Genomic DNA, 20,155 nt, shown 5'->3' with positions numbered 1-20,155 from the left:
CGGAATCCGCCACTCATGAAGCGCCTGCTGGCCACCCTGTACGTGCTGGGCCTCACCATGGTGGTGTTCGCCCTGACCATGCTGATTCCATTGGGTCTGGCCTGGTTCGGCGACGACGCCGGTTTCATGGCCTTCCTGGAGGGCTTTCTGCTGGCGCTGGGTATCGGGGGCGCGGTGTGGCTGTTCACGCACCGCTGGCGCCGCGAGCTGCACGCGCGCGACGGCTTCCTGCTGGTGGCCACCGTATGGGCCGGCCTGCCGCTGCTGGCGTCGATTCCGCTGCTGCTGTATTTCCACGACGTCGGCACGCCACTGTCCTTCACCGATGCGTATTTCGAGGCCATGTCGGGCCTCACCACCACCGGCGCCACCGTCTTGTCCGGCCTGGACCACCTGCCGCGCTCCATCAATCTTTGGCGAGCCACGCTGGTATGGATCGGCGGCATGGGCATTCTCGTGCTGGCGGTGGCGATCCTGCCGCTGCTGGGCGTGGGCGGCCATCAGGTGGTGCGGGCCGAGCAGCCCGGCCCGATGAAAGACGAGCGCCTCACGCCGCGCATCGCCGGGACGGCCAAAGCGCTGTACGCCGTGTATTTCGGCTTTTCGATCCTGTGCCTGCTGGCCTACCGTGCCGTCGGCCTGTCGTGGTTCGACGCGTGGTGCCACATGGCCACCACCATGGGCCTGGGCGGATTCTCCACCTACGACGACGGCTTCCTGCACTTCGATTCGGTGCCGGTCGAGATCGTCGCCATCGTGTTCATGGTGATTTCGGGCATCAACTTCGCCACCCACTTCAACGCGCTGCGCAGCCGCAGCCTGCGGCCTTACCTCGATTGTCCGCAGACGGTGCCGTATCTGGTCGTGATCCTGGGCGCGGGGCTGGTGATTTCGCTGTTCCTGCTGTTCGAGCGGGTCTATGACGATCCCCTGACCGCCCTGCGCTACGGCATGTTCAACACGATCTCGGTCGCGACGACCACCGGCTATGCCAACGTGGATTACACCGCCTGGCCCCTTTTCGCCCCCCTGACGATGCTGCTGCTCGCCGCCTTCGCGACGTCGGCGGGCTCCACCGGCGGCGGCATCAAGATGATCCGGGTCATTCTGCTGGTCAAACAGGCGCGCAACGAGCTCGTGACGATGCTGCACCCCCATGCCGTCAGCCCGGTGCGCATCGGACAGCGCATCGTCGACTCGCGGGTGATGTTCTCCGTCCTGGCGTTCATGCTGGTGTACGGGCTCTCGGTCGCGGTGATGTGCAGCCTGCTGCTGCTGTCCGGCATGGATCTCACCCTGGCCTTCTCCGTGGTCATGGCCATGATCAACAACACGGGGCCCGCGCTCGGCGCGTTCGGGCCGGTCGGCAACTTCGGCGGCCTCACCGATTTCCAGACCTGGGTCTGCACGTTCGGCATGCTGATCGGGCGGCTCGAGCTGTTGACCGTGCTGGTGCTGTTCACTCCCTGGTTCTGGCGCAAGTAAGCCCCGGGGCCCTTCGGGGACGCACTCGCCGTCCCGCTCCTCGTCGGATGTGACTGCTAAGCATTCGTTACCCGCACGGCGTCCTGTTACAGCACCTCAGGCTATCAATCGCCTGGGGGACGGGTTGCAGTGCAAATGGGGCCGTGTCGAATGCGGCGCCGCATTCCATTTCAGTCGGTTTCGAAACCCGCGCCAATCAAGGCTCTGCGGCTCTGGCCCCGCCACGACCCGCGCCATTGCTTGATTGTGAGTGCTTACTTACTTTTTGCGCTCTAAGAGAAACTCGCGTGTAAGGCCGTTGCGCATAAATGTCACGATTTCACGGCTTTTTGCCACAAAGTAGCGGCTATCATGCATTCAACAGTCGCCCGTTCATGCACCCCGGGAGGTTTCCGGGCTTCAAGGCTCAACGGCGCACCCCACACAACATGAAAGATGCAAGGAGTCGGACATGGACCAGATCCCGTTCGTTTCGTCGGCCCCCAATACCCTGGGCATTGAACTCGAATTGCAATTGATCGATCCGCGGAGCTTCGACCTGACCGCCGCGTCGGACGAACTGCTCGCCCAACTGGCCAACCATCCCATTGCCGACCGGGTCAAACCCGAGATCACCCGGTCCATGATCGAGCTGAATTCCTCGGTGCACGAGCACCCCGTCGGCCTGCTGGCCGAGATGCGTGAAATGCGCGACGCCCTCTGCGAAGCCGCCGACGCGGTCGGTGTGGGCGTGGCGGGCGGCGGCGCCCACCCGTTCATGCGCTGGCAGGAGCGTTCGATCTCCGACACGCCGCGCTTCCAGTATCTGGCCGAGATGTACGGCTACCTGGCGCGCCAGTTCACCGTGTTCGGTCAACACATCCACCTGGGCGTGAAGTCCGGCGACGATGCGATCCGCCTGGTGCAGGGCATCTCGCCCTACGTGCCGCACTTCATCGCCATGTCGGCGTCCTCGCCCTACTGCGAGGGCGTGGACACGCTGTTCTCGTGCTGCCGCCTGAATGCGGTCAACAGCTTCCCGCTGGCGGGCCACATGCCGGCCGAGGTGACCGACTGGTACCGCTTCGAAGCCCATCTGGCCCAGCTGCGCGACAGCGGTCTGGCCGACAGCATCAAGGATTTGTACTGGGATATCCGGCCCAAGCCCGAGTTCGGCACCGTCGAGATCCGGGTGTGCGACACCCCGCTGACCGTCGAGCGCGCCTGCCAGATGGCGGCCTTCGCCCAGGCGCTGGCCGTGCTCGTCGCCCGTGATCCGCAGCCGGATCCCAAGGCCTGGCTGGCCTACCGCAGCAATCACTTCCAGGCCTGCCGTTTCGGCCTGCACGGCAACTACGTCACGCCGGATGGCGAGCGGGTGCGCCTGGCCGACCACCTGCGGGCGCTGTTCACCCGCCTGATGCCGATTGCCGAAGAAATGGGCACGACCGACATGCTGACGGGCCTGCGCGACGAGATCCTGCGCACCGGCAACGACGCGCGCTGGCTGCGCAACCAGTTCCATCGTGTGCGGGAGCTGCCGTTGATGGTCGAGTCGATGACGCGCGCCTGGCGCGGCGAGCGTGCCGGCGTGCAGGGCGCGGAGCAGGGCGCCGTGCGCCGCCGTATCCGCGCCACGTCCGAACCGCTGCAGGCCGCCCTGGCGTCGCCCATGACGCCGGCCCAGGCGGAGGCCACCTCGCCCTGGCCGCCGCGTCTGCACTGAGTGCCCGAGGGCGCGCCCGTTCCGGGTGCGTCTCGCAACAAGCCCGGCTTCGTGCCGGGCTTGTTGTTTGTGGAGCGAGCGGGGCGGTTAGGGCGTGCGGCCGCCGCCGTCGCCGCGACGCCCGCCGATGGCGCTCACCGACAGCAGGGTCTCGTTGGAGGCCGCGCGGCGGGTGGCCGCGCGCCAGGCGTGGCCATAGGCGACTTCGATGGTGAGCGAGATGCGGCCTTCCGGACCGCGCCGCGCCTCGAGCGCGGCGCACAGGCGGTCGCGCCATTCGCGGCCCACCAGGCCGGCGCGGCGCCCGCGCGCCGGGTTGCCGCCGAGCGCGCGCACGTCTTCGAGCAGCCGTTCGGGGGTGGCGTAGGTGAGCGTGAGCGTCTCCTGGTCCATCACCGGATCCGAAAATCCGTTTTCGACCAGCAGATCGCCGAAGTCGTGCATGTCGACGAAGGCCGGGGTGGCGGTGTGCAGCCCGGCGTCGGCCAGCGCATCGCGCAGCTCGCGCAGCGTGCCCGGCCCCAGACAGGAAAACATCGCCGGCGCGCCAACCTTGAGGATGCGGCGCCACTCGGCCAGCACCGCGTGGGGCTCGGGGTGCCAGTGCAGGGCGAGGTTGGACCACACCAGATCGAGCGATTCGGGGTCCAGGCCGGTCTGGGCAAGGTCGGCCTGCACAAAGCGCGTCGCGGGCTTGCCGCGCCCCGTGAGGCGTCCCAGCAGGTTGCCCAGGCCCGCGGGCACATGGCGTTCACGGGCGATCGCGAGCAAGGGCGCACAGGCGTCCAGCCCGGTGTAACCCACCTCGGGATAGCGCTCGCGCAGCAGCGGCAGATTCGCGCCGGCGCCACAGCCGGCATCGAGCAGCGCGGTGGGCGCCAGCCGGATGTAGCGCAGCCGGTCCATCATGCGGCGCGCCACCTCGCCATACAGGAACTGGGCATCGGCGAGATCGCCGCGGCGGGCGAACTGCCGCACGACGTCGGCCGGAACGAGCGGCAGGGTGGGAAGGGTGGATTGCGGCTGGGACATATCGGCGGCGGGCCGGCTGCGCACGGCAGGGCGGCATGGTGCAATCGGTGCGAACGGTGGCCTCCGTAGCGGCCGCCGGCGCATGGGCACGGAGGATCGATGAGACCGGACATTATGGCGCATCTGCGCCGGGCGACCGCCGTGGCCCGGCGGGGCGCAGGGGCTTTCGGGCGTGTCTCACGAGGCGCGGCAGGGCTGACAGCCAGGGCCCGCGCCGCTGTCGGGCACTTTTCCACCCGGTTCTCCACCGGGTTGTTCACCGGGTTTTCCAAGCGCTTATCCAAAAACTTATCCACAGGCTGCCCCTTGTGCGACATGCCCGCGCACGCCGGTCGGCTGTGCCCCGGCTGCGCGGAAGAGCTGCTGTGCCAGGGCGCCGATGCCGCCCGCTGTCCCCGTTGCGCACTGCCTCTTCCGGCGCCACGCCTGGCTGCGGTCGGCACGGCGGGCCCCGGCCCGGCAGCGCCCGGGCTCTGTGGCGGCTGCGTCAGGCGCTTGCCCGCATTCGAACGCGTGCTTGCGGCTTTCGATTACGCGCCGCCCGCCGACTTCCTGATACGGCGCTTCAAGGATGGGCGGCTGGCCGATGGCAGGGCGCTGGCCGATCTGATGGCGCGCCGCTGGAGGGCCGACGCGGGGTTCTGGCGCGACGCCGCCGCCTGCGTGATGGTGTCGGTGCCGGCCTCGCGGCAGGGCGTGCGAGAGCGCGGCTTCTGTCCGCCCGCGGAGCTCGCGCGTCTGTTGGCGCCGCGCTGCCACATGGCGCGCGCGCCCTGGGCGCTGCGCCGTCTGCGCGAAGTGCCGCGGCAGCGCGGGCGCGGCGCACGGGGCCGGCGGCGCGCGCTCGCGGGCGTGTTCGGCGCCGATCCGCGTGCCGTGGCGGGACGGCACGTCGTGCTGATCGACGATGTGCTCACCACCGGCGCCACGGCCCATGCCTGCGCCCTCGCGCTGCGCCGTGCCGGGGCGGTGGGCGTCACGGTGCTCGTGGCCGCGCGGACGCCCGCATGCCAGCCCCCTCCCTGACGAGAACAGCTGGGCAGGCCGCCGCTGTGGCCGGTCGCGGGGCGGCCGACCGGACCGCCGGGATGGCGACGGCGGGCAAGGCTTCGACGACGGGCGGCGCGCTGCGTCCTGCCGCGTCGCTGGCACAATAGCGGCTGTCCCGCTGAGCCTCCGTTCCCATGTTTCACGTCGTTCTCGTCTGCCCCGAAATCCCGCCCAACACCGGCAATGCGATCCGGCTGTGCGCCAATACCGGTGCCCAGCTGCATCTCGTGCGGCCCCTGGGCTTCGAGCTAGACGACACCCGTCTGAAGCGCGCGGGCCTCGATTACCACGAGTGGCAGCCCATGCAGGTGCACGACAGCCTGCCGCAGGCGTTGGCGGCCACGGGCGCGGCGCCCGACCGGACCTATGCGCTCACCACGCAAGGCGCGCGCGGCATCCAGGGCCTGGCGTTCCAGCCGGGCGATGTCTTCGTGTTCGGCCGCGAGACCGCGGGGCTGTCCGACGAGCATCTGGCGCTCTTCGGGCCCGGGCAACGCCTGCGTTTGCCCATGTTGCCCGGGCAGCGCAGCCTCAACCTGTCCAATGCGGTGGCCGTGACCGTGTTCGAGGCCTGGCGCCAGCAGGGTTACGCAGGTAGCGTCTGAACGGCGATCCGCACGCGCCATGCAAAACGGCCGCCCGAGGGGCGGCCGTGTCGTTTTCACGCAGCGACGGAATCAGTCGAGCGTGAGATTCAGGCGTTCGATCACGGCGTCCCAGCGCGCCTTCTCGGCCACGATGCGCTGGGTGAGCGCCGCCGGCGTCGAGGGGGCGGGGGTGAAGTACTGCAGCGCGAGCTGCTTTTTCACGGCGTCGCTGTTGATGATGCGCGCAAGCTCGCTGTTCAGGCGCTCGACGATCGGCGCGGGCGTGCCCGCGGGCGCGAGCACCGCGTTCCAAGAAATCGCCTCGAATCCCGGGTAGCCCTGGGAGGCCATCGTGGGGATGCCGGGCAGCAGCGGGCTGGGCTCGAGACTGGTCACGGCCAGCGTCTTGACCTTGCCGTCGCGCGCCTGCGGCAGGGCGATGGCGGGCACCATGAAGCCGGCCTGCACGTCGCCGCCGATGATGGCCGAGATCACTTGCGGAAAGCCCTGGTACGGGATGTGGGCCAGATCGACCTTGGCCTCGCCCTTGAACATTTCCATGGCGAGGTGGGCCGAGCTGCCCGGGCCGACCGAGCCGTAGTTCAGTGCGCCGGCGCGTTCGCGCGCCAGCTTGACCAGACCCTGCACATCATCGACCGCCAGATTGCCCGGCACCGTCAGCACGTTGGGGCTGGTGGCCACCAGCGTGATCGGCGCGAGATCCTTGAGGGGGTCGTAGCCGAGCGTGCGCTTGTAGAGCGTGGGGGCGGTGACCAGCGGGCCGTTGATCGTGTAGAGCAGGGTGTAGCCGTCGGGCTTGGCCTGGGCCACCACGCGCGTGCCGATGTTGCCGCCCGCGCCGGGCTTGTTGTCGACCACGATGGGCTGCTTCAACGCCTGCGACAGCGGCTCGGCGATGGTGCGCGCCAGAATGTCGGGCGACGAGCCCGGCGGAAACGGCACCACGAGATGGATCGGACGGTCGGGCCAGTCGGCGTGGGCGGCGGCCATGGGCATCAGCGCGGTCAGCACGACGGCGCCCAGATGGCGCAGACGGTTGCGGAACATGGAGGGTCTCCTCGGGCGTGCGGGGTATGTTGTTTTATGGGTAGACGTTGCCGCGCGCAAACGGCGCGGCCGGCGCGATTTTAGTCTTCCGCGGCCTCGGCGCGTGCATCCCGGGCCAGCAGGGCCGACACCGCGGTCATGGGCGCGACACCGTCGAACAGCACGGCGCAGACGGCCTCGGTGATGGGAAGCTCGACGCCCAGTCGTTGTCCGCGCGCCAGCGCGGCCCGCGCGCAGCGCACGCCCTCGGCGGTGATGCCGCTGGCGAGAATGTCGTCGAGCTTGCGGCCCGCGCCGATCTCGAGGCCCACGCGGCGGTTGCGCGAGAGCTCGCCGGTGGCCGTGAGGACGAGGTCGCCCAGGCCGGTGAGGCCCGAGAACGTGGCGGCCTGGGCGCCCAGCGCGACGCCGAAGCGGCTCATTTCGGCCAGGCCGCGCGTGATCAGCGCGGCGCGGGCGTTGGTGCCCAGCGCGAGGCCATCGGCAATGCCGCAGGCCACCGCGATCACGTTTTTCAGGGCGCCGCCCACCTCCACGCCGACGACGTCGGCGCTGGCGTAGACGCGCACCGCGCCGCCGTGCAGGGCATCGGTGGTGGCCTGGCGCACGCCGGGGCGGTCGCTCGCGATCGTGAGGGCCACGGGCAAGCCGCGCGCCACTTCGCGCGCGAACGACGGGCCGGACAGCACGCCGCCCGCGAACGACGGCAGGCCCGCCATGGCTTCGGCGACGATCTCGTGCGGCAGGCGCGCGGTGTCGGCCTCGAAGCCCTTGCAGGTCCAGACGATGGGCGTGTCGTGCAGGCCCAGCGCCGGCAGGCGGTGGGCCAGTTCGGTGCAGATCGGAGCGAGCCCGGCGACGGGCGCTCCGAGAATGATCAGTGCGGGATCGGTGCCGGCCGCGAGGAACGCCAATGTGCGTTCCAGGTCGGCACCGATCTCGAGCCCGGCGGGCAGGGCCACGCCAGGCAGGTAGCGCTCGTTTTCGCGGGTGCGGGCCATGGCCTGCGCCTGCGCGGCATCACGCGCCCAGAGCTGAGTCGGGTGACGCCGGCTGGCCGCGGCAGCCAGGGCCGTGCCCCAGCTTCCCGCGCCCAGCACGGCGACGCGTAAACGCCGTGCCGCGATCGAGCTCACGGTCTTACTGACGCGTGGCGCCGGCGGGCAGGATGATGCCCGAGTCGCCGCCCTGCTGCTGTTGCTGCTGCTGGGTCATTTCGGCGATGCGCTGCTCGTACAGGGCCTGGAAGTTGACTTCGGCCAGGTGCAGGGCGGGCATCGACGTGCGGGTGATCGCGTCGGCGATGTTGGCGCGCAGGTACGGATACAGCATGGTCGGGCACACGATGCCCAGCAGCGGATCCATCTGCTCTTCGGGGATGTTGGCCAGTTCGAAGATGCCGGCTTGCGTGCCTTCGACGAGGTACAGCGTCTTGTCGTTGATGCGCGTCGTGACGGTGACGGTCACGGTGGATTCGAACACGGTTTCGGCCAGGCGCTGGCCGCCGACGTTGATCGAGACCTCGACCTGAGGTGCTTCCTGCTCGAGGAACACGTGAGGCGCGTTGGGCATTTCCAGCGACAGGTCCTTGAGGTAGACGCGCTGCAGATTGAACGAGGGCGCGTCCGAGCCCGCTTGCTGGTTGGTTTGGTCCTGATCAGCCATGAGAGTTTCCGGGTGTAGTAATTGCTGGGGGGAGGCGTGGGCGCGGGCGCCGTCAGCCGTTGAGCAGGGGAGCCAGGCCGCCGGAGCGGTCCAGCGCCTGCAGGTCATCGCAACCGCCGACGTGCGTGTCACCGATGAAAATCTGCGGCACGGTGCGGCGGCCCGTGCGCTCGATCATGACGTCGCGTTGGGCCGGGTCCTGGTCGATCTGGATTTTTTCCAGGTCGGTGACACCACGGTCGCGCAACAGCTTTTCGGCACGCGAGCAATAAGGGCAATAGTCCTTGCTGTACATGACGACTTTATTCATGAGGATCGCTCCGGCTAGGGTTTTCGGACAGGTAGGGCCTGATCCGTGATTACTTCTGCGTCACGGGCAGGTTGGCGGCGTACCAGGCGCGCATGCCACCTTCCAGGGTATACACATCCGCGAAACCTTGCGAGCGCAGGCGCTGCGCGATGCGCGGCGCCGAGCGGCCTTGCTCGCAGACGAGGATCAGCGGTTTGTTCTTGGGCAGGTTGCCGGCCTTGGATTCGAGATCCTGGGCGGGCAGGCTGCGGGCCTGGGCGATGTGGCCGGCCTGATACTGCTCGGCCGCGCGCACGTCGACCCAGACGGCCTGGCTCTTGTTCACGAGCTGGGTCGCCTGGGCGATGTCGACCGCATGGGCGCCGCCGCGGCCCTTGCGCAGGCCCGGCAGGCACAGCATGACGCCCGACACGACCGCCACGGCGAGAATGAAGATATTGTTCTGGTCGAGCAAGAATTGCATTAAATCCACGGGACATCCTGAAGTGCGGCCGGGTGGGCGCGGTTCGTGGCCGGTCCCGGCAGGCCGGGGGAGAGAGGGCGACGGACCCGCCCTGGCCTGATGACGATGGCCCGGTCGCACGAGTGCGCCGGGAGGGCTAAGCCTGGGGCAAAATCGCTCAATTATAAAATGACCCGATTGTTCAACTTCAATCCGCTGATTTTGCGGCCGATACCATGCACAAACTTGTCCTGATGCGCCACGGCGAAAGCCAATGGAACCTCGAAAACCGCTTCACCGGCTGGACCGACGTGGACCTCACGGAAACCGGCCGTGAACAGGCCCGCAAGGCGGGCGAACTGCTCAAGCAGGAAGGCTTTGTTTTCGACCTGGCCTACACCTCCGTGCTCAAGCGCGCCATCCGCACCCTGTGGATCGCGCTCGACGCCATGGACGCCATGTACACCCCCGTGGGCATCAACTGGCGCCTGAACGAGCGTCACTACGGCGACCTGCAGGGCCTGAACAAGGCCGAGACCGCCGCCAAGTTCGGCGACGAGCAGGTCCTGGTGTGGCGCCGCGCCTACGCGATCGCGCCCGAGCCGCTCGCGCTGGACGACGAGCGCCACCCGCGCTTCGATTCGCGCTACGCCAAGATCCCGGCCGACCAGCTGCCCGCCACCGAGTGCCTGAAAGACACGGTCGACCGCGTGCTGCCGTTCTGGAACGAATCGATCGCCCCGGCCATCCGCTCCGGCCGCCGCGTGCTGATCGCCGCGCACGGTAACAGCTTGCGCGCGCTGATCAAGCACCTCGACGGTATCTCGGACGACGACATCGTCAACCTCAACATCCCGACCGGCCAGCCGCTGGTCTACGAGCTCGACGATGACCTGCGCCCGATTCGCCACTATTATCTTGGCGATGCCGCCGAGATCGAGGCGGCCATGGCGGCCGTGGCCGCCCAGGGCAAGGCTAAGAAGGACTGATTCCATGCGGGTCGCGGCGGGTTTGCTGTTGTTGGGCATGTGGGTGGGAACACCGGCGGCCTGGGCGGTGTCGACCGATCTGGCGGGCCGCCAGTCGGAAGCCGAACGGCAGCAAGCCGCGCTGCGCGACCGCATCGGGTCGCTGCAAAAAGACATCGATGAGCGCGAGGCCGCCCGCAAGGAAGCGGCCGATGCGCTCAAGACGTCCGAATCGGCCATCTCCGCGATCAATCGCCGGCTGCGCGAGCTCGGTGACGCCTCGCATCAGGCCGATCTCGACATCGCCAACCTCGACAAACAGATCGCCAACCAGAGCGCCGTGCTGGCCAAGCGCCGCGCCGAGCTGGCCGACCAGCTGCGCACGCAATACACCAGCGGCCTGTCTCCCTGGACCGAGCTGCTGTCCGGCGGCGATCCCCAGCAGCTGGGCCGCAACCTCGGTTACCTCGACTACGTCTCGCGCGCCCGCGCCGACGCGGTCACCGAAGTGCGCCAGGAAATCGAGCGGCTGGCCAATCTGCAGGGCCAGGCGGACGCCCGCCGCGCCGAGGCGCGCCGGCTGGTCGAAGAAACCACCCGTCAAAAGGCCGAGCTGGTCACGCAGCAGAAAGAGCGGGCCAGCCTGCTGGCCAAGCTCGAAGGACAGATCAATGCGCAACGCGCCGAGGCCAACCGCCTCGGCCGGGACGATCAGCGCCTGTCGCGCCTGATCGGCGACCTCGACGTGGCGATCGCCAAGCAGGTCGAAGAAGAAGCCCGCCGGCGCGCGGCCGAAGAGGCCCGGCGCAAGGCCGAGGCGGCGCGCCGTGCCGAAGAGGCCCGCAAAGCCGAAGAGGCGCGCAAGGCCGAGGCCGCGCGGCAGGCCGAAGCGGCGCGCCAGGCGCAGCGTCAGGCCGAGGCCGACCGCCAGAAGGCAAAGCAGCAGGCGCGCGAGAAAGACCGCGAGGACCAGGCCCGTGACGCGGCCCAGGCCCGCGAGCAGGCCGAACGGGCCGCCCGCGGGCCGGTGGTCGTGGCCGATCCCGACGCGGCCGGCCTGCGTCCCGTGCCCGGCACCCAGGGACGTCTGACCGGCAATACGCCGGTCGCGCCGCCGCCGAAGACCACTCCGCCTGAACCTGTGCCCGAAAAACCGGTCCAACCCGAAACCCGTACCGCCGCGGCCCAGCCTTCCGAGCCGGCCCGGCCGCTGGTGGGCGGAGGCAATGGCCTGCGCAAGGGTCTGCCGGTGCCGGTGCGCGGCAATGTGCAGGGCCGTTTCGGCGTCGACCGCCCGGATGGCGGCGTGTGGCGCGGCATCGTGCTCCGCACGGCCGAAGGCACGCCGGTCAAGGCCGTCGCCCCCGGCACAGTGGTCTACTCCGAATGGCTCAGGGGTTTTGGCAATCTCATCATCGTGGACCATGGACAGCAATATCTGACCGTCTACGCTTATAACCAGAGTCTGCTCAAGCGGGTAGGCGACAGGGTGGCAACGGGCGATACTATTGCTACCGTGGGGGCGACGGGCGGTCAGGTGGAATCGGGCCTATACTTTGAAATTCGCCATCGTGGCGCTCCGGTGGATCCAGCCCAGTGGCTGGCGCTGTAATCCCGGTATCAAAATCAGGATGTGTGCATGAGCACTCGCAAGTTTCGCGGTTTCGGTCTGGTAACGATCGGCGTGGTGGCCGGCGTATTGCTGAGCGTGGGCGTCACTGCCGTGGCGCAACGCGGCAGTCCGCTGCCGCTCGACGAGCTGCGGCAATTGAGCAATGTGTTTGCCGCCATCAAGAACAACTACGTCGAGCCCGTCGATGACAAGACACTGATCAGCAATGCCATCTCCGGCATGGTGTCCAATCTCGACCCGCACTCGGCCTATCTCGATGCCGAAGCCTTCCGCGACATGCAGACCGCCACGCAGGGCGAGTTCGGCGGCCTGGGCATCGAAGTCGGCGCCGAAGACGGCTTCGTCAAGGTGATCTCGCCGATCGAAGACACCCCGGCCGCGCGCGCCGGCATCATGGCGGGCGACCTCATCATCAAGATCGACGACACCCCCACCAAGGGCATGTCGCTCAACGACGCCGTCAAGCTCATGCGCGGTGCGCCCAAGTCGCCCATCACGCTCACCATCATGCGTGGCGACCGGGCGCAGCCCATCGTCATCAAGATCGTGCGCGACATCATCAAGGTGCGCAGCGTGCGCAGCAAGATGCTCGACGATGGCGTGGCCTATGTGCGTATCGCCCAGTTCCAGGAAAAGACCGGTTCCGACCTCGCCCGCCAGCTCAAGGAGCTGGGTGCCAAGGCCGCGCCCAAGGGTCTGGTGCTCGATCTGCGCAACGACCCGGGTGGTCTGCTGACCAGCGCCATCGGCGTGTCCGGCGCGTTCCTGCCGCCGGATGCCATGGTGGTCTCGACCGACGGCCGCACCCCGGATTCGCGCCACAAGTATCACGCCACGCCTTCCGAGTACGCTCGTGGCGAAGGCAACTACCTGGCCGATCTGCCTGCCTGGACCAAGACCGTGCCGATGGTGGTGCTGGTCAACGTCGGTTCGGCTTCGGCCTCCGAGATCGTGGCCGGCGCGCTGCAGGATCACAAGCGCGCCAAGGTCATGGGCAACCGCACGTTCGGCAAGGGCTCGGTGCAGGTGATTCTGCCGCTGTCCGAAACCACCGCGGTCAAGCTCACCACCTCGCGCTATTTCACGCCGAGCGGCCGTTCGATCCAGGCAACCGGCATCGAGCCCGACTACGTCGTGGCCGACACCGCCGACGGCGATCTGTTCCGCCTGCCGCGCGAAGCCGATCTGCAGCGTCACCTGTCGAACAAGCAAGACCCGGCCTCCGAGGTCAAGTCCGACCCCAACGCGGCCGAGCCGCCGCTGGGCAAGATCTTCGAATTCGGCGGCAAAGACGACTTCCAGCTCCAGCAGGCGCTCAACCTGCTGGCCGGCAAGCCGGTGCAGAAGGGTTCGGCGCGTGCGCAGGCCAAGGCCGATATCAAGCCCAACGCCAGCGGCACGGCCACCCAGCGCATGACGATCACGCCGTCCGGAGTCGAGCCCGCCAAGAGCAAATGAACGACCAGCAGTTATTGCGTTACGCCCGCCACATCCTGCTCGACGATCTCGGTATCGAAGGGCAGGAGCAACTCCTGGGGGCGCGTGTGTTGATCGTGGGGGCGGGCGGCCTGGGCTGTCCCGCCGCGCTCTACCTCGCCACGGCCGGCACCGGCCACATCACGCTGGCCGACGACGACGTCGTCGAGCTGAGCAACCTCCAGCGCCAGATCCTGCACACCACCGCCAGCGTCGGCCAGCCCAAGGCCGAGTCCGGGCGGGACATGCTCGCGCGCTTCAATCCCGAGGTTCAAGTCGTGCCGCTGGTCGCGCGGCTCGAAGGCGATGCGCTGCTCGAGGCCGTGCGCGCCGCCGATGTGGTGCTCGACTGCTGCGACAACTTCGCCACCCGTCACGCCATCAACCGCGCCTGTGTCGCCGCGCGCAAGCCGCTGGTTTCGGGCGCCGCGATCCGCTACGACGGGCAGATCGGCGTTTACGATCTGCGCCGCGACGACGCGCCCTGCTACCACTGCCTGTTTCCCGAGGCGGACGAAGCCGAAGAACTCAGCTGTGCCACCACGGGCGTGTTCGCGCCGCTGGTGGGCATCATCGGCGCCATGCAGGCGGCCGAAGCCATGAAACTCATCACCGGTCTGGGCCAGCCCCTGGTGGGCCGTCTGCTGCAGCTCGACGTCCGCACCATGCAGTGGCATAGCGTCAACGTCGGCCGCGACCCCGGCTGCGAGGTCTGCGGCCAGCGGCACTGAGATGCGCGTTCCTGTCGCCATCTCGCACGGCCAAAGTTATCAGATAACCTGAACAATGATGCTATGATCGCCGCATGCTGACCCATTCCCTCACGCTGACCGACCGCGTCGCCGGCCGCATCGCCGAGCAGATCGCCCACGGCACCTATGCCGTCGGCGCGAAGCTGCCCGCCGGGCGCGACCTGGCGCGCGAGTTCGGCGTGAGCGCCGCCGTGATACGCGAGGCCACCGAGCGCCTGCGGGCGCAGGGCCTGGTGCGCAGCCGTCAGGGCTCGGGCTGCGTGGTGCTGTCGCGCACCGGCAGCCAGGGCTTTCGGGTGCCGGCCGAGGCCGGCATGGATCGCACGCAACTGGCCGAGGTCATCGAGCTGCGCATGGAAGTAGAGGGTGGGGCGGCCGCGCTGGCCGCACGCCGCCGCACCGATGCCGACCTGGCCGCGCTGCGTGGCGCGCTGGCCGAATTGGGCCGGCACCTGGACGACCCCGAGCGCGGCGTCGAGCACGATCTGGCGTTTCATCGTGCGATCGGCCAGGCCACGCACAACCCGTCGTACCAGCAGCTGCTGCAATACCTCAATCTGCAGCTGCGGCAGGCGGTGCACACGGCGCGCAGCAACACGCAGCGTCAGCCCGGCCTGTCGGCGCTGGTGCACCAGGAGCACGAGGCCATTCTGGCCGCCATCGAGGCCGCCGACGAGGCCGGCGCACGGGAGGCGGTGCATCGCCATCTGCGCAACGCCGCGGCGCGGCTGCAGTTGCAAGAGGCCGGCGGCTGAGCGCCGCGGCCCGTTTTCGAATTCCACTTCACCGAACCTGATCATGAGCGACACCGACTTTTCCCTGCAGTTGCGCAACGCCCTCGGGCCCGACGTCGTGCTCACCGAGGCCGCCGCCATCGAACCCTGGCTGTCCGACTGGCGTGGCCTGTACCGCGGCCACGCCCAGGCCGTGCTGCGTCCGCGCACCACCGCCGAGGTGGCGCAGGCGCTCGCGCTGTGCCAGGCCGCCGGCGTGCCGGTGGTGCCGCGTGGCGGCAACACGGGGCTGTGTGGTGGCGCCACGCCCGACGGCGGCGCGGCCAACGTCGTGCTGAGTCTGGACCGCATGACGGCCGTGCGCTCGATCGACACCATCGCCAACACCATGGTGGCCGAGGCCGGCTGCATTCTGGGCAATCTGCGCCGCGCCGCGCAGGAGGCCGGACGGCTGCTGCCGCTCAGCCTCGCGGCCGAAGACTCGAGCCAGATCGGTGGCAACCTCGCCACCAATGCCGGCGGCGTCAACGTGGTCCGCTACGGCATGGCGCGGGAGCTCGTGCTGGGCATCGAGGCCGTGCTGCCGACCGGCGAAATCTTCAACGGCCTGCGCACGCTGCGCAAGGACAACACCGGCTACGACCTGAAGCAGCTGCTGATCGGCTCGGAAGGCACGCTGGGCGTGATCACGGCGGTGGCGCTGCGCCTGTATCCGCGCACCGACGTGCGCTCGGTCGTGCTCGCGGCCGTCGAGTCGCCCAAGCAGGCGCTCGAGCTGTACGAGCTGCTGTTCCAGCGCTGCGGCGCCCGCCTGCAGGCGTACGAGTTCTTCACCGGCGATTGCGTCGATCTGGTGCTGGCCCACGCGCAGGGCGTGCAGGAGCCGTTCGCGCAGCGCTATCCGGCCTACGTGCTGATGGAGCTTGCCGATACCAGCGACGAGGCCGCGCTCAACCAGCTGCTCGAAACGGTCGTGGGCGAGGCGCTCGAGCGCGAGCTCTGCCTCGACGCCGCGGTGTCGGCGTCGCTGGCGCAGCTGCAGGCGCTCTGGAAGCTGCGCGAGGAAATCTCCGAGGCGCAGCGCGCCGATGGGCCGCACCTCAAGCACGACGTGTCGCTGCCGATCGAACGCATCCCCGAATTCATGGTGACGGCCGAGGCGCGCCTGCGCGAGCTCGATCCCTCGGTGCGCCCGTTCATCTTCGGCCATTTCGGTGACGGCAACCTGCACTACAACCTGTCGCGCCCCGCCGGCGCGCCGCGCGAATGGGCCGCCGAGAAGGGCGCGGCCGTCACCGATATCGTGCTCGACGAAGTGCACCGCTACGGCGGCAGCATCAGCGCCGAGCACGGCATCGGCCAGCTCAAGCGCGAGCATTTCCTGCATACCAAAGACCCGCTCGAGCTGCGCCTGATGCGTGACATCAAGCGGGTGTTCGACCCCGCGGGGATCATGAATCCCGGAAAGTTGCTATAACAGCGGGCAAGCAAGGGAAGACCGCGGCCGCGCCCAGCGTGGCCAGCACATGCACCGCTCCACAGAAAGAGCGGAAGTGAACGTCAGTCCGCCGCGCGGATTTCCCGCGTGGCTCTTGCACATGGAATTGAGACAATGCACGCGAACTTTATCGGGGGCGCCTGGGTCGACGGCGTCGACGCTCGTCCCAACATCAACCCCTCCAACCTTGCCGATGTGATCGGTCAGTACGCCCAGGCCGACGCGGCCCAGGCGCAGCAAGCGATCGCGGCCGCCGTGTCGGCGTCGCACGAATGGGCGCATTCGACCGGCCAGCGCCGCTTCGACGTGCTCGACGCCGTCGGCACCGAGCTGCTGGCGCGCAAGGAAGAGCTCGGCCGCCTGCTGTCGCGCGAAGAGGGCAAGACGCTACCCGAGGGTATCGGCGAGGTGACCCGCGCCGGCTACATCTTCAAGTTCTTCGCTGGCGAGGCGCTGCGTATCCAGGGCGAAAAGCTGCCCATGACGCGTCCCAACATCGAAGCCGACATCACGCGCGAACCCGTCGGCGTGGTCGGCATCATCGCGCCCTGGAACTTCCCGATCGCGATTCCGGCCTGGAAGATCGCCCCGGCCCTGGCTTATGGCAACACCGTGGTGTTCAAGCCGGCCGATCTGGTGCCGGGCAGCGCCTGGGCGCTGTCCGAGATCCTGAGCCGCGCGGGCCTGCCGGCCGGTGCGTTCAATCTGGTGATGGGCCGTGGCACCGTCGTGGGCCAGGCCTTCCTGTCCGACAAGCGCGTCAACGCCATCAGCTTCACGGGTTCGGTCGGCACCGGCCGCCGCGTGCTCGAGGCCGCGATGGGCCGCATGGCCAAGGTGCAGCTCGAGATGGGCGGCAAGAATCCCCTGGTCGTGCTCGACGACGCCGACCTCAAGACGGCCGTCGAATGCGCGGTCAACGGCGCATTCTTCTCGACCGGTCAGCGTTGCACGGCGTCGAGCCGCCTGATCGTCCAGAAGGGCATCTATCCGAAGTTCCTCGAGGCCGTGCAGGCTCGCCTCGAAGGCCTGAAGATCGACGACGCGCTGCTGGCCGGCACCGACATCGGCCCCGTGGTCGACCAGAGCCAGCTCGAGCAGGACCTGAGCTATGTGGCGATCGGCCGCGACGAAGGCGCCCGCCTGGTCACCGGCGGCGAACAGGTCAAGCGCGCCACCGAAGGCTTCTACCTGACGCCCGCGCTGTTCGCCGATTGCGACAACAACATGCGCATCAGCCGCGAAGAAATCTTCGGGCCGGTGGCGTCCGTGATTCCGGTCGACAGCTACGAGCAGGCGCTGGAGCTCGCCAACGACACCGAGTTCGGTCTGTCGTCGGGGATCTGCACCACCTCGCTCAAGCATGCCACGCACTTCAAGCGCGAAGCGCAGGCCGGCATGGTGATGGTCAACTGCCCGACGGCGGGTGTCGACTATCACGTGCCGTTCGGCGGCCGCAAGGGCTCGAGCTACGGTCCGCGCGAGCAGGGCCGTCATGCCGCCGAGTTCTACACCACCGTCAAGACCTCGTACACCGCATCCTGATGCGGCAGGCACGATAAAAATCCCCGGCCATCGGCCGGGGATTTTTCGTTGCGCGCGCAACCGATGGGACGGATGGCGCGTCAGGTGCGGTGATACACCTCGGCGCCCTTCTTGACGAACTCGACCGCCTTCTCCTGCATGCCTTGCTGCAGCGCCTGCTGGTCCGACACGCCCTGCGACGCGGCATAGTCGCGCACGTCCTGGGTGATCTTCATGCTGCAGAAGTGCGGGCCGCACATCGAGCAGAAGTGGGCCACCTTCATCGAGTCTTTCGGCAGCGTCTCATCGTGGAACTCCTTGGCCGTGTCGGGGTCGAGTCCAAGGTTGAACTGGTCATCCCAGCGGAACTCGAAGCGGGCCTTAGAGAGCGCGTTGTCGCGGATGGCGGCGCCCGGATGGCCCTTGGCCAGATCGGCGGCGTGGGCCGCGATCTTGTACGTGATGATGCCGTCCTTCACGTCCTTCTTGTTGGGCAGGCCCAGGTGTTCCTTCGGCGTGACGTAGCACAGCATCGCGGTGCCGTACCAGCCGATCAGCGCGGCGCCGATGCCCGAGGTGATGTGGTCGTAGCCCGGCGCGATGTCGGTCGTCAGCGGTCCCAGCGTGTAGAACGGCGCTTCCTGGCAATGCTCGAGCTGCAGCTCCATGTTTTCTTTGATCATCTGCATCGGCACGTGGCCGGGGCCTTCGATCATGACCTGCACGTCGTGCTTCCAGGCCACCTGCGTGAGCTCGCCCAGCGTCTTCAGCTCGGCGAACTGCGCCTCGTCGTTGGCATCGTAGCCCGAGCCGGGACGCAGGCCGTCGCCGAGCGAGAAGCTCACGTCGTAGGCCTTCATGATCTCGCAGATGTCTTCGAAGCGTTCGTACAGGAAGCTCTCTTTGTGATGCGCCAGACACCACTTGGCCATGATCGAGCCGCCGCGCGACACGATGCCGGTCATGCGATCGGCGGTCATGGGAATGAAGGGCAGGCGCACGCCGGCATGGATGGTGAAGTAATCGACGCCCTGTTCGGCCTGTTCGATGAGCGTGTCGCGGAAGATCTCCCAGGTGAGGTCTTCGGCCTTGCCATCGACCTTCTCGAGCGCCTGGTAGATCGGCACCGTGCCGATGGGCACGGGCGAATTGCGGATGATCCATTCGCGCGTTTCGTGGATGTGCTTGCCGGTGGACAGGTCCATCACGGTGTCGCCGCCCCAGCGGATCGCCCAGGTCATCTTCTCGACTTCCTCCCCGATCCCGGAGCTCACGGCCGAGTTGCCGATGTTGGCGTTGATCTTCACCAGGAAGTTGCGGCCGATGATCATCGGTTCGATTTCGGGGTGATTGATGTTGGCCGGAATGATGGCGCGGCCGCGCGCGATTTCGTCGCGCACGAACTCGGGCGTGATCGCGCTGGGCAGCGCGGCGCCGAACGACTGGCCGGGATGCTGGCGCAGCAGGCGGCGCGCCAGCTTCTCGCCATCGGGCCCACTGGCACGCAAGGTCTCGATGTACTGCTCGCGGCGCAGGTTCTCGCGTATGGCCACGAATTCCATCTCGGGTGTCACGAGGCCGCGGCGCGCATAGTGCATCTGCGTGACATTGGCGCCGGCGCGGGCCCGGCGCGGCGGACGGCGCAGGTCGAAGCGCATGGCGGTCAGCTTGGGATCGGCGAGGCGCGCCTGGCCGTATTCGCTGGTCGGGCCGTCGAGCACCTCGACGTCGCCCCGCTCATCGATCCAGGCGCGGCGCAGTTCGGGCAGGCCGGCGCGGATGTCGATGCGTGCCGCCGGATCGGTGTAGGGCCCGCTGGTGTCGTACACCGTGAGCGGCGGGTTCTGCTCGCCGCCGAACATCGTGGGTGTATCGGCCTGGCTGATCTCGCGAAAGGGCACGCGCAGATCGGGGCGGCTGCCGGTCTGGTAGACCTTGCGCGATTGCGGCAAGGGGGCCACGGCCGCGGCGTCGACTTCGGCGGTGGCGGCCAGAAACTTGGGATTGGCGTTCATTGAAAAGCTCCAAGAGAAAATGTTGGAGCCGAATCGGGAGATTCCGCGTGCGCGCGCGAGCCGGCCTGAGCCGGTGGGCATTGCGGAAATCGCTCCCAGCATCGGCATTATCCGTACTGGTACGAAGGGACTCTCTCAACACGTGTGCCGTTGCCGGACACGAGTACCCCTGCGAGCCCGCAGTATAGGCGGTATTGGCTATTTACATCTG

The 20,155-nt window shown here is 68.2% G+C and carries 18 protein-coding genes; 11 read left to right on the top strand and 7 right to left on the bottom strand.

The window, feature by feature from the left end; all coding sequences use genetic code 11:
* Positions 1 to 15 precede the first annotated feature (15 nt).
* Positions 16 to 1,485 carry a TrkH family potassium uptake protein gene (locus CEK29_RS21520; protein ID WP_094804599.1) on the top strand — a complete coding sequence of 490 codons (1,470 nt, stop codon included), beginning with the start codon at positions 16 to 18 and terminating at the stop codon, positions 1,483 to 1,485.
* Between the two features lie 451 nt (positions 1,486 to 1,936).
* Positions 1,937 to 3,190 carry a YbdK family carboxylate-amine ligase gene (locus CEK29_RS21515; RefSeq protein ID WP_094804597.1) on the top strand — a complete coding sequence of 418 codons (1,254 nt, stop codon included), beginning with the start codon at positions 1,937 to 1,939 and terminating at the stop codon, positions 3,188 to 3,190.
* Positions 3,191 to 3,277: 87 nt separating this feature from the next.
* Here CEK29_RS21515 and CEK29_RS21510 read toward each other — a convergent pair whose 3' ends face one another.
* Positions 3,278 to 4,222 (bottom strand): methyltransferase domain-containing protein, encoded by a 945-nt coding sequence (locus tag CEK29_RS21510; RefSeq protein ID WP_094859461.1) that lies wholly within the window; start codon positions 4,220 to 4,222, stop codon positions 3,278 to 3,280.
* A gap of 495 nt (positions 4,223 to 4,717) precedes the next feature.
* Between CEK29_RS21510 and CEK29_RS21505 the strand changes: the two genes are divergently transcribed.
* Positions 4,718 to 5,248 carry a ComF family protein gene (locus CEK29_RS21505; protein WP_255176230.1) on the top strand — a complete coding sequence of 177 codons (531 nt, stop codon included), beginning with the start codon at positions 4,718 to 4,720 and terminating at the stop codon, positions 5,246 to 5,248.
* A gap of 158 nt (positions 5,249 to 5,406) precedes the next feature.
* Positions 5,407 to 5,877 carry a tRNA (cytidine(34)-2'-O)-methyltransferase gene (locus tag CEK29_RS21500; RefSeq protein WP_094859292.1) on the top strand — a complete coding sequence of 157 codons (471 nt, stop codon included), beginning with the start codon at positions 5,407 to 5,409 and terminating at the stop codon, positions 5,875 to 5,877.
* 72 nt (positions 5,878 to 5,949) lie between these two features.
* On the opposite strand, the gene CEK29_RS21495 is transcribed toward CEK29_RS21500, so the two are convergent.
* The 5 genes from CEK29_RS21495 to CEK29_RS21475 form a co-directional block, all read right to left on the bottom strand.
* Complete coding sequence (locus CEK29_RS21495; RefSeq protein WP_094804593.1) at positions 5,950 to 6,927, bottom strand: Bug family tripartite tricarboxylate transporter substrate binding protein; 978 nt, start codon at positions 6,925 to 6,927, stop codon at positions 5,950 to 5,952.
* Between the two features lie 80 nt (positions 6,928 to 7,007).
* Positions 7,008 to 8,063, bottom strand: a complete 1,056-nt coding sequence (locus CEK29_RS21490) for an NAD(P)H-dependent glycerol-3-phosphate dehydrogenase (protein WP_094804591.1) — start codon at positions 8,061 to 8,063, stop codon at positions 7,008 to 7,010.
* Between the two features lie 4 nt (positions 8,064 to 8,067).
* A complete protein-coding gene (gene secB, locus CEK29_RS21485) occupies positions 8,068 to 8,592 on the bottom strand; it encodes a protein-export chaperone SecB (RefSeq protein ID WP_094804589.1) in 525 nt (174 codons plus the stop codon).
* 52 nt (positions 8,593 to 8,644) lie between these two features.
* Complete coding sequence (gene grxC, locus CEK29_RS21480) at positions 8,645 to 8,902, bottom strand: glutaredoxin 3 (RefSeq protein WP_094804587.1); 258 nt, start codon at positions 8,900 to 8,902, stop codon at positions 8,645 to 8,647.
* A gap of 49 nt (positions 8,903 to 8,951) precedes the next feature.
* Positions 8,952 to 9,374, bottom strand: coding sequence for a rhodanese-like domain-containing protein (locus tag CEK29_RS21475; protein ID WP_170948586.1), 423 nt, complete (start codon positions 9,372 to 9,374; stop codon positions 8,952 to 8,954).
* A gap of 206 nt (positions 9,375 to 9,580) precedes the next feature.
* On the opposite strand from CEK29_RS21475, the gene gpmA reads away from it, so the two are divergent.
* The 7 genes from gpmA (at position 9,581) to CEK29_RS21440 (ending at position 17,950) form a co-directional block, all read left to right on the top strand.
* Positions 9,581 to 10,333 (top strand): 2,3-diphosphoglycerate-dependent phosphoglycerate mutase, encoded by a 753-nt coding sequence (gene gpmA, locus CEK29_RS21470; protein ID WP_094804585.1) that lies wholly within the window; start codon positions 9,581 to 9,583, stop codon positions 10,331 to 10,333.
* A 4-nt stretch (positions 10,334 to 10,337) separates the two neighbouring features.
* The gene (locus tag CEK29_RS21465; protein ID WP_094804583.1) at positions 10,338 to 11,924 is read left to right on the top strand and encodes a murein hydrolase activator EnvC family protein; all 1,587 of its coding nucleotides are present in this window, start codon (positions 10,338 to 10,340) and stop codon (positions 11,922 to 11,924) included.
* A gap of 27 nt (positions 11,925 to 11,951) precedes the next feature.
* The gene (locus tag CEK29_RS21460; protein ID WP_094804581.1) at positions 11,952 to 13,403 is read left to right on the top strand and encodes a S41 family peptidase; all 1,452 of its coding nucleotides are present in this window, start codon (positions 11,952 to 11,954) and stop codon (positions 13,401 to 13,403) included.
* A complete protein-coding gene (locus CEK29_RS21455; RefSeq protein WP_094804579.1) occupies positions 13,400 to 14,152 on the top strand; it encodes a HesA/MoeB/ThiF family protein in 753 nt (250 codons plus the stop codon). Before CEK29_RS21460 ends, CEK29_RS21455 begins: the two co-directional genes overlap by 4 nt.
* 74 nt (positions 14,153 to 14,226) lie before the next feature.
* A complete protein-coding gene (locus tag CEK29_RS21450) occupies positions 14,227 to 14,928 on the top strand; it encodes a FadR/GntR family transcriptional regulator (protein ID WP_094804577.1) in 702 nt (233 codons plus the stop codon).
* Between the two features lie 43 nt (positions 14,929 to 14,971).
* The gene (locus tag CEK29_RS21445) at positions 14,972 to 16,384 is read left to right on the top strand and encodes an FAD-binding oxidoreductase (protein WP_094804575.1); all 1,413 of its coding nucleotides are present in this window, start codon (positions 14,972 to 14,974) and stop codon (positions 16,382 to 16,384) included.
* 135 nt (positions 16,385 to 16,519) lie between these two features.
* Positions 16,520 to 17,950 carry an aldehyde dehydrogenase family protein gene (locus tag CEK29_RS21440; RefSeq protein WP_094804573.1) on the top strand — a complete coding sequence of 477 codons (1,431 nt, stop codon included), beginning with the start codon at positions 16,520 to 16,522 and terminating at the stop codon, positions 17,948 to 17,950.
* Between the two features lie 80 nt (positions 17,951 to 18,030).
* On the opposite strand, the gene thiC is transcribed toward CEK29_RS21440, so the two are convergent.
* The gene (thiC, locus tag CEK29_RS21435; RefSeq protein ID WP_094859291.1) at positions 18,031 to 19,944 is read right to left on the bottom strand and encodes a phosphomethylpyrimidine synthase ThiC; all 1,914 of its coding nucleotides are present in this window, start codon (positions 19,942 to 19,944) and stop codon (positions 18,031 to 18,033) included.
* Between the last annotated feature and the right edge of the window lie 211 nt (positions 19,945 to 20,155).

The organism is Bordetella genomosp. 5 (assembly GCF_002261475.1).
Taxonomy (GTDB): Bacteria; Pseudomonadota; Gammaproteobacteria; order Burkholderiales; family Burkholderiaceae_B; genus Bordetella.
This window is presented reverse-complemented; position numbering and strand designations above follow the sequence as displayed.

Excerpts from the sequence above, each read along its gene's own strand:
- CEK29_RS21440 (WP_094804573.1), top strand. The coding sequence starts at position 16,520 with ATGCACGCGAACTTTATCGGGGGCGCCTGGGTCGACGGCGTCGACGCT.
- CEK29_RS21520 (WP_094804599.1), top strand. The coding sequence starts at position 16 with ATGAAGCGCCTGCTGGCCACCCTGTACGTGCTGGGCCTCACCATGGTG.
- CEK29_RS21510 (WP_094859461.1), bottom strand. The coding sequence starts at position 4,222 with ATGTCCCAGCCGCAATCCACCCTTCCCACCCTGCCGCTCGTTCCGGCC.
- CEK29_RS21465 (WP_094804583.1), top strand. The coding sequence starts at position 10,338 with ATGCGGGTCGCGGCGGGTTTGCTGTTGTTGGGCATGTGGGTGGGAACA.
- thiC (WP_094859291.1), bottom strand. The coding sequence starts at position 19,944 with ATGAACGCCAATCCCAAGTTTCTGGCCGCCACCGCCGAAGTCGACGCC.
- secB (WP_094804589.1), bottom strand. The coding sequence starts at position 8,592 with ATGGCTGATCAGGACCAAACCAACCAGCAAGCGGGCTCGGACGCGCCC.
- CEK29_RS21445 (WP_094804575.1), top strand. The coding sequence starts at position 14,972 with ATGAGCGACACCGACTTTTCCCTGCAGTTGCGCAACGCCCTCGGGCCC.
- grxC (WP_094804587.1), bottom strand. The coding sequence starts at position 8,902 with ATGAATAAAGTCGTCATGTACAGCAAGGACTATTGCCCTTATTGCTCG.
- CEK29_RS21495 (WP_094804593.1), bottom strand. The coding sequence starts at position 6,927 with ATGTTCCGCAACCGTCTGCGCCATCTGGGCGCCGTCGTGCTGACCGCG.
- gpmA (WP_094804585.1), top strand. The coding sequence starts at position 9,581 with ATGCACAAACTTGTCCTGATGCGCCACGGCGAAAGCCAATGGAACCTC.
- CEK29_RS21500 (WP_094859292.1), top strand. The coding sequence starts at position 5,407 with ATGTTTCACGTCGTTCTCGTCTGCCCCGAAATCCCGCCCAACACCGGC.
- CEK29_RS21450 (WP_094804577.1), top strand. The coding sequence starts at position 14,227 with ATGCTGACCCATTCCCTCACGCTGACCGACCGCGTCGCCGGCCGCATC.
- CEK29_RS21460 (WP_094804581.1), top strand. The coding sequence starts at position 11,952 with ATGAGCACTCGCAAGTTTCGCGGTTTCGGTCTGGTAACGATCGGCGTG.
- CEK29_RS21515 (WP_094804597.1), top strand. The coding sequence starts at position 1,937 with ATGGACCAGATCCCGTTCGTTTCGTCGGCCCCCAATACCCTGGGCATT.
- CEK29_RS21455 (WP_094804579.1), top strand. The coding sequence starts at position 13,400 with ATGAACGACCAGCAGTTATTGCGTTACGCCCGCCACATCCTGCTCGAC.